The organism is Brevibacterium sp. (genome assembly GCF_022712115.1).
GTDB classification, from domain to species: domain Bacteria; phylum Actinomycetota; class Actinomycetes; order Actinomycetales; family Brevibacteriaceae; genus Brevibacterium; species Brevibacterium salitolerans.
Genome location: NZ_JALAHB010000197.1, coordinates 35,157 through 45,764 on the forward strand (window position 1 = coordinate 35,157; position 10,608 = coordinate 45,764).

Sequence of the window (10,608 nt, forward strand, 5' to 3'; positions counted from 1 at the left end):
CGCGGAGGTCCGGTGGGGTCCCGGAGTCCCGCTGAGAACACGGGTGCCCGGATGCGCGCGCGGCGCAGGCACCGGCCGCACACGCTCAGCCCAGGCCTCGGGCCTCCAGCGCCCGGCCGGTGTCCTGCGCGTACTTCACCGTCCCCAGCACGAGCGGCACGGTCCGGGCACGCAGGTTCCGTTCGAGGCCTCGGGCGCGGGCGGAGTCCCCGGACACCCGCGCCAGATCGGCGAGCACGGGCAGGCTGCGGACCATGAGCGCGGCGGCGAGGCTCACCTTGTCCGGGTCCGCGCCCACGTACCGCAGCGGTGCGGCCAGCACGCCGAACGCGGAGAGCAGGGCCGCCACGGAGGTCGTGAGCATGAGCAGGGATGCCGCCGTGAGGCAGACCGCGATGGTCGAGACAACGCGCAGGCCGTTCGTCCAGTCCGTGAGCAGGGCGTGGATGACCACCACGCCGGCCACGATCGGCCAGATCCTCAGCAACGGTGCGAGCGTGCTGCGCAGCGGCACGCGAGCGGTGAGCGCGACCACGAGGAGCACGCCCAGAAGCACGGCGTTGACACGCGCGTCGCGGAACAGGAGGACGACGACGCTCACCGCCGCCACCGCGCCCAGCTTCCACCCCGGCCCCAGCCGGTGCAGCCAGCCGTCCCCGGGGATGCGCCGGCCCAGGAACTGCTGCCGCTCCCTCATCGCGGGGGCCTGACGGTGTGCCGGGCCTCCGCAGTGCCTCGAGCTCCGGACTCCCTCTCTCCCAAGACCAGGGCACGGTAGGCGGCGATGGTCCCGGCAGGAGCGCCGTCGGCGGCAAGACGACCGTCGGCGATGCAGAGGGTGCGCTGCGCATCCGCGGCGAACTCGAGATCGTGGGTGGAGACGAGGATCCGCACCCCGCGCCGCTGTGCCAGATCCGCCAGCACGCCTCGCAGCAGCTCCCGGTTGGCGAGGTCCAGCAGGGTGGTGGGCTCGTCGAGCACGAGCACGGCGGGGTCCACCGCGAGCACGGCCGCCAGCGCCACCAGCTGCCGCTGCCCCCCGGAGAGCTCGTAGACGCTGCGGTGGGCCAGGTCCGCCACCCCCAGCTCGTCCAGCACCGCGAACGCCCGCTGGGTGCGCTCCTTCCGGTTCCGCACGCCGCGTCGCAGCGAGAGCTCCACGTCCTCCAGCGGAGTGGGCATCACCAGCTGCGCCGCGGGATCCGTGAAGACGAAGCCCACGCGCCGACGCACGGCAGCGCCCTTCGCCGCGACGTCCAGACCGTCGACCGTCACGGTGCCCGCATCTGCCGTCACGAGCCCGTTGACGAGCTGCAGGAGCGTGGACTTCCCGGACCCGTTCGCCCCCACGACGCTCACGGTCTGCTCCGTGAGGGCGCAGCTGATGTCCGCGAGCACCGGCCGCAGGCGCGTCTCACCGGGCCGCCCGCCGGGCACCGGTTCCGGAACGCCCACCGTGACGGAGTCGAACACCACGCCCGAGGCCTCGGCGGCTGTGCGCTGCCCGGCCGGCTCCGGCACTTCAGCGAGCACGAGGGCCTCCGGCGGTGCTGCACACGCGGCTTTCGCGGCGGTCTTCCCGGCGGCCGCCGCGGAGGCCGGGAGTGAGGTCGTCAGCGGGCGAGGCGGGGTCATCGGCGGACGAGGACGGCGGGGAATGCACGATGGACCGTGACCGCCAGGACGGCGGCGAGCAGGTTCTTGAGGACATCACCGGGCCAGAATGCCATGTCCGCGAACAGCGCCTGCTGCAGGGTGAGGTCGAGGTTGATCGACATCCCCAGGATGCCGCCGGGGTGGTTGGTGAGGAAGCTCCCCAGCAGACCGCCGAGGGCCAGCACGCACCAGAGGCGCGGGCCGGTGAGGCGCTTGACCGCCCAGCGGGCGAGCAGACCGCAGATGAGCGCGTAGAGGGGGAAGGAGAGGACGTACCCGGCGGAGCCGCCGGCGAGCACTCCGAGGCCGCCGGAGAAGTTCGAGAAGATCGGCAGGCCCAGGAGCCCCAGGGCCACGTAGAGGAGTGCCGCGAGGAATCCGCGCAGCGGGCCCAGCACCATGCCGCAGAGGGCGATGCCGATCGTCTGCAGCGTGATGGGGACGCCGGAACCGCCCGTGGGGATGCCGGGCACCGCGGAGAGCGCGGCCGCGAGGGCGGCGAAGACGGCGATGAACGCCACGTCGCGGGAACCCAGTCGCGGGGTGCGCGCGGCGGCTGAGGCGGTGGCTGACGATGCGGAGGTCTCGGTGCGCACGGCCTGGGGCGACGATGCGGCAGAAGTCATGGCTCACTCGGCTTTCACGGACGGGAGGGAACGGCGAGGGCCTTCCGGCACCACTGAACACCGTTCAGGACACGCCACACGGTACCTGAACACCGTTCAGGGCGGCAACTGTGAACCCACGCAGCCCGCAGCACTCCCCCAAAAACAAGTTACGTCTGCGTAGCGGCCGTGGTGGGCGGCCGGTACGCAGACGTAACTCAGAGGAGGGGGAGCGTGGCTCCCTCGCGCTTCACTCCCACTCGATGGTGCCCGGCGGCTTCGAGGTCACGTCGAGGACGACGCGGTTGATCTCGTCGACCTCGTTGGTGATGCGGTTGGAGATGGCGGACAGCGTGTCGTAGGGGATGCGCGTCCAGTCCGCGGTCATGGCGTCCTCACTGCTCACGGGACGCAGCACGATGGGGTGGCCGTAGGTGCGGCCGTCGCCCTGCACGCCCACCGAGCGCACGTCCGCGAGCAGCACCACGGGGCACTGCCAGATCTGTGCGTCCAGCCCGGCGGCGGTGAGCTCCTCGCGGGCGATCGCATCCGCCTCACGCAGGATCTCCAGGCGCTCGCGGGTGACCTCGCCCACGATCCGGATGCCGAGGCCGGGGCCGGGGAACGGCTGCCGTCCCACGATCGCCTCGGGCAGGCCCAGCTCGCGGCCGATCGCCCGGACCTCGTCCTTGAACAGCGCGCGCAGGGGCTCCACGAGCTCGAAGTCGAGGTCGTCCGGGAGACCGCCCACATTGTGGTGGGACTTGATGTTCGCGGTCCCCGCTCCCCCGCCGGACTCCACGACGTCCGGGTAGAGCGTGCCCTGCACGAGGAACTTCACCGGAGCGCCGCCGGAGGCCTTCGCCTCCTCGACGAGGTCGCGCTGGACCTGTTCGAAGGCGCGGATGAACTCCCGGCCGATGATCTTGCGCTTGGCCTCCGGATCCGTCACGCCCTCCAGGTGGCCCAGGAAGGTGTCCGCGGCGTCGACGGTGATGAGGCGCACGCCGGTGGACTCGACGTAGTCCTTCTCCACCTGCTCCCGCTCACCCTTGCGCAGCAGGCCGTGGTCCACGAAGACGGCGGTGAGCTGGTCGCCGATCGCCTTGTGCACCAGCGCGGTGGACACGGCGGAGTCCACGCCGCCGGAGAGCGCGGAGATCACGCGCGCCTCGCCCACCTGGGCGCGGATGCGCTCCACCTGGTCGTCGATGATGTTCTCGTTGGTCCAGTCCGGGGTGAGGCCGGCGACGTCGTAGAGAAAGTTCTCCAGGACCTTCTGGCCGTGCTCGGAGTGGAGGACCTCCGGGTGCCACTGGACCCCTGCGCAGCGGCGCTCGAGGTTCTCGAACGCGGCGATGGGCGTGGACTCCGTGGAGGCGAGGACGGTGAAGCCCAGCGGTGCGCCGGTGACTGAGTCGCCGTGGGACATCCAGGTCGTCTGCTCCTGCGGCATGCCCTTGAGCAGCGTGCCCGGATCCGCGGCGAGCCGCGTGTGCGTGGAGCCGTACTCGCGCTTGTCGGTGCGCGCGACGGTGCCGCCCAGGCGCGCGGCCAGGGTCTGGAACCCGTAGCAGATGCCCAGGATGGGCACGTCGAGGTCGAGGACGCCGTCCGCCAGCCGCGGCGCGCCCTCGTCGTTGACGGAGGAGGGGCCGCCGGAGAGCACGATGGCGCGCGGGGCGCGGGCCGTGAACTCCTCAGGGGTGGCCGAGTAGGGGATCACCTCGGAGTACAGACCGGCTTCCCGCACACGGCGGGCGATGAGCTGGGCATACTGTGCGCCGAAGTCGACGACGAGGACGGGATTGTGCTGGGCCGAGGCCGAGGCGTCTGGCGCGCCCCCGCCCTCCGGCTGCGCGGATTGGGGTGAGGTCATACGTGCGATTCTAGACGGTGAGGACGGCCCTCCGGACGCGGAGGGCCGGGCCGGTTCGCGCCTGTTCCCACACCTGCACCGCACTCGTGACGGCCGCCACCACCCGCGGCCGTCGCCCGTGCCGCCGAGGCCGCTCGCAGCACCGACCGCCCCTCAGGCTCCGGCGGAGACGCGGGTCACTTCGTCACGGACGGCGGCGGCCAGCTGGTCGAGCGGCAGGCCCCTCTCAGCGGCGACGGCGACGACCTCGGCGGCGTAGCGCAGCACGGCAGGGTCCTCACCCTCCGCGGTGGGCAGCGCGGAGACGTCGAGCCCCTCCGCGATCCGCGTGCCGGCACCGCGGCGGGTCGTGATGATCCCGCCCTCCTCCAGCTCACGGTAGGCACGGGCCACGGTGCCGGGGGCGAGGCCGAGATCGGCAGCCAGCGCACGGATGGCGGGCAGGCGGTCGCCGGGCAGCAGCACTCCGCGCGCCGCCTGGTCGAGCACGCCCCTGCGGATCTGCTCGTAGGGCGGCGTGGAGTCGTCGGGATCGACGGTCAGCCGGGTCATGCGGGGACCTCCTCGGGGTCTGTAGGGCAGGGCGCGACGGCGAATGGACGCACGCACCGTTCCCGGCGCGGTGACGCCGGACATGCAGGCCCCCGCCCCATCAGCGGCGCGGGGCTCACCAGCGGCACGAGGCTCAGCAGTGAGGGGCGCCGGCAGACGTCCAGCAGGAGGCCGAACACTCCCGCCTCACTCCTTGGGCGCGACCACCACTGCCGCGTCCAGCTCCTCCTCCACCTGACGGTGGATGCGCCGCTCGAGGATGAAGGACATCACCGGCACGACGCCGGCCAGGGCGAGCACGAGCAGCCGTGCCAGCTTCCAGCGCATCGCCTGGTTCAGCCAGAAGCAGCCGATGAGGTAGACGACGTAGCACCAGCCGTGGCAGATGGCGATCGCCGCGGCGAGGTTGAAATCGCCGAACTGCAGCGCCTCACTGGGGGACCCGCCCAGCACCAGAGGCACGTAGACGTACTTGTACAGCATCTCCACCGTGAGGATGAGGAGCATGGTGCCGGTGAGCAGCGCCATGACGCGGTAGAACCGCATGGCGTTGCGCGCGGACGTGAACTGCTTGACCGTCCACACCTCGTCCGGGTCGAAGGCCGGGGCGGCATCGGGATTCTGACTCAACGTGGGGCTCCTTGGGCTCCGTGATCCATGTCTGCGGGCTGCGCTCCGGCGGCGGGTTCGGCGGCGGCGCCACCACCGGCGGCCTCCGCATGGGTCGCACCGCCGGCACCGGCGGCATCCGCCCCCGAAGCGGTGCCCACCGCCGCAGGCGCACGCATGTCCCGCTCACCGGCGCGTTTGACGACGACGTACTCCTGCGGGGCTCCCCCGCCGCGTTCGGCCTCCTGCCGGTGGTAGGCGTCACGCAGCAGCTGGAACCAGATGTAGAGGGCGAAGCCGGCGAAGAAGATCCACTCCAGCGCATAGATAGCCGACTGCAGATCGAGTCCTCCGCCGGTGTCCTTCTCCAGCACCACCGGCTCCAGAGGAGTGTTCTCCGGCGACGCGACGACGGCCGCGACGTCCTCGGGGAAGAGGATGCCGGAGTACGAGTACACGTCGAAGAGGTTGACGAGCTGCGCGGTGGAGACGCTGTGCACCTGCCCCTCCGGCAGATCGCCGGTGGGCTCCGCACCCTCCACCGGACCCAGCCGCGCGGTCATCTCCTGCACGCCGGCGGGCGCGGGGGCATCCGCCGCCGAGGCCGCATCCGGGACCCAGCCCCGCACCACCGGGACGGCGATGGGCTTGGGACCGGCGGCCCCGGCCTCGGGAGCGGCCCCGGCATCCGTCCCGCCGGCGGCCTCCTCACCGTCGGCCGGCGCCAGCTGTGCCTCCTCGCCCAGCCTCGCGCCCTCCGGGACGAACATCGTCACCACCCAGAAGCCGGTCCGCCCGTCCTCGATGCGGTCGGCCACGAGCACCTGCGCGTCCGGCAGGTACTCGCCCGTGAGCGTCACCCGCTGGTCGGAGAGGTAGCCGGGCATCATCACCTGCGCGTCGAGCGTCTCCGTGAAGGGCCGCGGGGTGTCGACGTCCTGCGCGGAGACGACGTCGTTCTTGTGCTGGGCACGGTCCGCCTGCCATGCGGAGAGTCCCACGAAGCAGGTGGCCAGCACCAGCACGAGCGCGAGGAAAGCCAGCCAGCGCGGGGTGAGGGCGAGTCGTAGCACGTGGGCGGTCTCAGATCTCCGGAGCGGTCTGGGGCGTCACGACGACGTCCACCCGCTGGAACTCCTTGAGCTCCAGGTAACCGGCGGTGGACATGGAACGGCGCAGGGCACCGGCGATGTTGACCTCACCCAGAGCCGTGTGGCCGGGGCCGAACAGGAGCTGCTCCAGCGGCCCCACGGAGCCCAGCTCCACCTTGCGGCCGCGGGGCAGCTGCAGGTGGTGGGCCTCGGCGCCCCAGTGGGAGCCGCGGCCGGGCGCCTCGTCCGCACGCGCGAGGGCCGCACCCAGCATGACGGCGTCCGCGCCCATGGCGAAGGCCTTGACGATGGAGCCGGAGTCGCCCAGGCCGCCGTCTGCGATGACGTGGACGTAGCGTCCGCCGGACTCGTCCATGTAGTCGCGGCGGGCGGCGTGGATGTCCGCGAGCGCCGTCGCCATGGGCACGTTGATGCCCAGAGCGCGGCGGGTCGTCGAGGAGGCGCCTCCGCCGAATCCCACGAGCACACCGGCCGCGCCCGCACGCATGAGGTGCAGGGCGGGCGTGTAGGAGGCGACGCCGCCCACGATCACGGGGACGTCCAGTTCGTAGATGAACTGCTTGAGATTGAGGGGCTCCTCCGCGCTGGAGACGTGTTCCGCGGAGACGGTGTTGCCCCGGATGACGAAGAGATCGCAGCCGGCCTCCACGACCGTCCGCCAGTGCTCCTGCGTCCGCGCGGGAGTGAGCGCGCCGGCGACGGTGACGCCCGCCTCGCGGATCTCCCCCAGCCGCGCCGTGATCAGCTCCGGCTGGATGGGGGCCGCATAGATCTCCTGCATGCGCACGGTCGCCGAGGCCGCGTCCAGGCCGGCGATCTCGTCCAGCAGCGGCTGCGGGTCCTCGTAGCGGGTCCAGAGCCCTTCGAGGTCGAGCACGCCCAGGCCGCCCAGGCGTCCCAGCTCGATGGCGGTCCGCGGTGACATCACCGAGTCCATGGGGGCGGCGATGAAGGGCAGGTCGAACCGGTAGGCGTCGATCTGCCAGGACAGATCGACGTCGCGGGGGTCGCGCGTGCGGCGGGCAGGGACGATGGCGATGTCGTCGAGGGTGTAGGCGCGGCGACCGCGCTTGCCCCGGCCGATCTCAATCTCTTGGCTCACGGCCCCAGGGTACCGGTCCACGCCTGGGAGGCCTCTGGGCGGGGCGGTATGTGAGAAGAAGCGGCCGTATGACGGAACTCTCACTCGGCCCTCTTGTCAGTGGGGCGACGGCGGTTCCATCCTGGATGTACGCGGACACCGCCGCCCGCCGAACCGCGCCACGGCGCCGCCTCCGCACCTCCTCCGCGCAAAGGAGCTGTCATGCTCTGCTCAGTCCTTCTCTTCCTGACCCTCGGCCAGCTCGCCTTCTGCTTCGTCATCGGCCACCTCGCCTGTCCCAAGCACGACAGGATCCGGCTGGCGGACATGACGCAGGACGACCTCACCGGCACCATCGCGCGCGGCTGGAACCAGCTGGGCGCCGCCACGGACCGCCGCGGCTGAGAGGCGGGGCGGCGCTGCCTGCGGCGCGGCGGCGCTGACGGTGCGGAGCGGCCGCGCGGGCGGCGTGCTGCGCTCCCCGTGCTCAATCAGACCGGAACGCCGTCTTCTCCCGTTCCCGTCTGCAGATTCGCCGCTCCTGAGCAGTCCGAGCGGCGAATCCGCAGACATGGAGCCCCCGGGGCGGGCTTCCCGTCCGCTGCGAAAAGCGTAGGTCAGACGCTCCAGTCCTCCAGCGCACCGGCCCGCTGCCAGAAGTGGAGCTCGTAGACCGCAGCGCGGCGGAAGGCCTCCTCCATCTGCGCGCGGATCCGCTCCGTCGCGCCCGCGGCGAGACGTTCGTAGACCGCCACCGCCTCCTCCGCCGCACGGTCGAACTCCTCGGAGTCATAGGCGCGGATCCACGCCTCGTACGGGTTCCCGGCCAGGGCCGCACTCGCGTCGCCGCCGGAGTCCCCTGCGGCCGCCCGCGCCGTGAGCACCTTGCCCATGTGCGCGTAGATCCAGAAGCACGGCAGGATCGCCGCGACCCCCACCTCGTAGGGTTCGGTCGCGGCGGCGGCCACCAGGTACGAGGTGTAGCCCAGCGTCGTGGGGCTGGGTGCCGCCGCGCCGTCTGTGGCCGGGCCGGTCGAGCCGCCCATAGCCAGGGCACCCGGAGCCGCACTGCCGGAGTCGGAGCCCACAGCCAGTTCCACCGCCAGGCCGGCGAACCTCGCGTCCGCGAGCAGGTCCGCCTGCATCGCCTCCTCGTCCGCGATGGCACCCGCCGCGGACGAGTTCCAGAACCGCGACTCCTCGCGGCTGCCCGCCTTGGCGGCCAGCAGGCTCATCGCCCGCGCGTAGCCCTGGAGGTAGATCCCGTCCTGGAGGATGTAGTTGACGAACCGGCGGGGCTCCAGGCTCCCGTCCAGCATCCTCGTGAGGAACTCCAGCTCCTCGATCTCCCGCAGCGTGCCGGCCACGGAGTCCCAGACCCGCAGCGAATGCGGGCCGCAGTGGTACGTGCGCATCTCTCCGCTCCTCACTCAGCAGTCCTCATCAGGTCGACCATGTGATCCACCGGCCCGTGCGCGCCGGCAGGCTCGTACATGACCTGCCACTCCGCCCCGGAGGCCAGCGCCCGCGCCAGATAGTCCAGCGAGGTGCCCACCACCTCGGCGAGCTCCTCCGGTTCGCGCGGGTCCCGTCCTGCGCGCGCACTCGCGGCGGCCTCGGCCGTGATCGCAGCCGAAAGGGTGCAGCCCGTGCCGTGCGTGTGCGCGGTGGCGACCTTGGGATGCCGGAACTCGCGCAGCACGATCCCCTCCCCCACGCGGACGGCCAGGACGTCCAGCAGCTCGTTCCCGGCCATGTGCCCGCCCTTGAGGAGGACGGCGCGGGAGCCTCGGGCCACGAGTTCGAGCGCGTGCGCGCGCTGTTCCTCCGCGTCCGAGGCCGGGGCCACATCGTCGCCCAGCAGCAGCGCCGCCTCCGGCAGGTTGGGGGTGATGAGGTCCGCGACGGGTGCGAGCAGTGTGCGCACGGCCTCGACGGCGTCCTCCTCCAGCAGCCTGTGACCGGAGGTGGCCACCATGACGGGGTCGACGGTGAGGAAGCCGAGGTCGCGGGTGCGCACCTGTTCGACTGTGAGTTCCACGAGCTCGCGGGAGCCGAGCATGCCGGTCTTCGCGGCGTCCACGGGCATGTCGTCGAGGACGGCGGCGAACTGGTCGGCGACGAAGTCCGCGTCCACGGGATAGACACGGCTCACGCCGTGGGTGTTCTGCGCGACGAGGGCGGTGATGACGGTGGTGCCGTAGACGCCGCGGGCGGAGAAGGCCTTGAGGTCGGCGTGGATGCCGGCGCCGCCGGAGGGATCGGTGCCGGCGATGGACAGTGCTGCGGGCGGACGCATGGGTGCCTTCCGTGAGGAGCGTGCAGGGGTGGCTGCGAGGAGCGTGCGGGGGTAGAGCCGCGAGGAGCGTGCGGGGCGAGGAGCAGGGAGGAACGCGGTTCCTCAGCCTGCGGCAGCACCCAGGTAGGCGGCCCGGATCGCGGCCGCGGCGGCCCGGGGATCCTCCGCGCGGCAGATCGCGGACACCACGCAGATGCCCAGCAGGGGCGCGGAGGCGAGTTCCGGGGCGCGTTCAGCGGTGATCCCGCCGATCCCCACGGCGGGCAGTCCCATCTGCACCGCGGCCGAGGCCAGCGCGGCGATGCCGTCCGGCCCGAAGCCCGCCGGCGCCCCGGCCTTGGTGGTGGTGTCGTAGGCGGGGCCGATGCCCAGGAGATCCACGAGGCCCGCCCCGGTGTCCTCGTCGTGCAGAGCCGCCGCCGCGGCGAACTGCTCAGGGGTGCGGGCGGACAGCCCCACGAGGGGTTCGGGTCCCAGCACACGCCGCACCTCGGCGATGGGCTCGTCCGTCTGGCCCACGTGGATGTGGACGTCCAGGCCCTCCTCGCGGAGTCTGCGCACCACGTCCAGTCTGTCGTCGACGAAGACCGGAACCGGGGCCGAGGCCCGCTCGGCCGCACCGCGCTCCACCGCCGTGAGGACCTCGCGGGTGAGCGCCTCGACCTCTGCGTCCGAGGCGTCCTTGTCCCGCACCTGGACGATGCCCGCACCGCCGGCCACGGCCTCGGCGACGGTCTCAGCCACGGTCCGGCCCACGGACGCGCACTGTGCGGTGTCCGTGACGAAGTAGAGCGTCCAGTCGTAGGGCGCCAGCC

Annotated in this window: 12 protein-coding genes; 1 reads left to right on the plus strand and 11 read right to left on the minus strand. The window is 72.2% G+C overall.

Going from position 1 to position 10,608, the window contains the following annotated elements; genetic code table 11:
• Nucleotides 1–85: 85 nt before the first annotated feature.
• The 8 genes from Q0A33_RS11265 to Q0A33_RS11300 form a co-directional block, all read right to left on the minus strand.
• Nucleotides 86–697 carry an energy-coupling factor transporter transmembrane protein EcfT gene (locus tag Q0A33_RS11265; RefSeq protein WP_291796452.1) on the minus strand — a complete coding sequence of 204 codons (612 nt, stop codon included), beginning with the start codon at nucleotides 695–697 and terminating at the stop codon, nucleotides 86–88.
• Nucleotides 694–1,407, minus strand: a complete 714-nt coding sequence (locus Q0A33_RS11270; protein ID WP_291796490.1) for an ABC transporter ATP-binding protein — start codon at nucleotides 1,405–1,407, stop codon at nucleotides 694–696. The genes Q0A33_RS11265 and Q0A33_RS11270 overlap by 4 nt, the downstream gene beginning before the upstream one ends.
• 224 nt (nucleotides 1,408–1,631) lie before the next feature.
• Nucleotides 1,632–2,282, minus strand: a complete 651-nt coding sequence (locus Q0A33_RS11275) for a biotin transporter BioY (RefSeq protein ID WP_291796454.1) — start codon at nucleotides 2,280–2,282, stop codon at nucleotides 1,632–1,634.
• Nucleotides 2,283–2,511: 229 nt separating this feature from the next.
• Nucleotides 2,512–4,140 carry a glutamine-hydrolyzing GMP synthase gene (guaA, locus tag Q0A33_RS11280; protein WP_291796455.1) on the minus strand — a complete coding sequence of 543 codons (1,629 nt, stop codon included), beginning with the start codon at nucleotides 4,138–4,140 and terminating at the stop codon, nucleotides 2,512–2,514.
• A 153-nt stretch (nucleotides 4,141–4,293) separates the two neighbouring features.
• Nucleotides 4,294–4,692, minus strand: coding sequence for a GntR family transcriptional regulator (locus Q0A33_RS11285; RefSeq protein ID WP_291796457.1), 399 nt, complete (start codon nucleotides 4,690–4,692; stop codon nucleotides 4,294–4,296).
• A 186-nt stretch (nucleotides 4,693–4,878) separates the two neighbouring features.
• Nucleotides 4,879–5,322, minus strand: coding sequence for a DUF3817 domain-containing protein (locus Q0A33_RS11290; protein ID WP_291796462.1), 444 nt, complete (start codon nucleotides 5,320–5,322; stop codon nucleotides 4,879–4,881).
• Entirely contained in the window at nucleotides 5,319–6,374 is a 1,056-nt protein-coding gene (locus Q0A33_RS11295; RefSeq protein WP_291796465.1) for an SURF1 family cytochrome oxidase biogenesis protein, read from the minus strand. Before Q0A33_RS11295 ends, Q0A33_RS11290 begins: the two co-directional genes overlap by 4 nt.
• A gap of 10 nt (nucleotides 6,375–6,384) precedes the next feature.
• Nucleotides 6,385–7,515: a GuaB3 family IMP dehydrogenase-related protein gene (locus Q0A33_RS11300; RefSeq protein WP_291796468.1), complete on the minus strand. Its 1,131-nt coding sequence runs from the start codon at nucleotides 7,513–7,515 to the stop codon at nucleotides 6,385–6,387.
• A 201-nt stretch (nucleotides 7,516–7,716) separates the two neighbouring features.
• Here Q0A33_RS11300 and Q0A33_RS11305 point away from each other — a divergent pair, with 201 nt between their 5' ends.
• A complete protein-coding gene (locus tag Q0A33_RS11305) occupies nucleotides 7,717–7,899 on the plus strand; it encodes a hypothetical protein (protein ID WP_291796471.1) in 183 nt (60 codons plus the stop codon).
• Nucleotides 7,900–8,111: 212 nt separating this feature from the next.
• Here Q0A33_RS11305 and Q0A33_RS11310 read toward each other — a convergent pair whose 3' ends face one another.
• From Q0A33_RS11310 to Q0A33_RS11320, 3 genes are all read right to left on the minus strand, one after another.
• Complete coding sequence (locus tag Q0A33_RS11310; protein ID WP_291796474.1) at nucleotides 8,112–8,909, minus strand: TenA family protein; 798 nt, start codon at nucleotides 8,907–8,909, stop codon at nucleotides 8,112–8,114.
• Nucleotides 8,910–8,920: 11 nt separating this feature from the next.
• Nucleotides 8,921–9,793 (minus strand): bifunctional hydroxymethylpyrimidine kinase/phosphomethylpyrimidine kinase, encoded by an 873-nt coding sequence (gene thiD, locus Q0A33_RS11315; protein ID WP_291796477.1) that lies wholly within the window; start codon nucleotides 9,791–9,793, stop codon nucleotides 8,921–8,923.
• 102 nt (nucleotides 9,794–9,895) lie between these two features.
• Complete coding sequence (locus tag Q0A33_RS11320; protein WP_291796480.1) at nucleotides 9,896–10,606, minus strand: thiamine phosphate synthase; 711 nt, start codon at nucleotides 10,604–10,606, stop codon at nucleotides 9,896–9,898.
• Nucleotides 10,607–10,608: the final 2 nt, after the last annotated feature.

Coding starts and splice junctions, on each gene's coding strand:
- Q0A33_RS11265 (WP_291796452.1), bottom strand. CDS start 697: ATGAGGGAGCGGCAGCAGTTCCTGGGCCGGCGCATCCCCGGGGACGGC.
- thiD (WP_291796477.1), bottom strand. CDS start 9,793: ATGCGTCCGCCCGCAGCACTGTCCATCGCCGGCACCGATCCCTCCGGC.
- Q0A33_RS11275 (WP_291796454.1), bottom strand. CDS start 2,282: ATGACTTCTGCCGCATCGTCGCCCCAGGCCGTGCGCACCGAGACCTCC.
- Q0A33_RS11310 (WP_291796474.1), bottom strand. CDS start 8,909: ATGCGCACGTACCACTGCGGCCCGCATTCGCTGCGGGTCTGGGACTCC.
- Q0A33_RS11305 (WP_291796471.1), top strand. CDS start 7,717: ATGCTCTGCTCAGTCCTTCTCTTCCTGACCCTCGGCCAGCTCGCCTTC.
- guaA (WP_291796455.1), bottom strand. CDS start 4,140: ATGACCTCACCCCAATCCGCGCAGCCGGAGGGCGGGGGCGCGCCAGAC.
- Q0A33_RS11285 (WP_291796457.1), bottom strand. CDS start 4,692: ATGACCCGGCTGACCGTCGATCCCGACGACTCCACGCCGCCCTACGAG.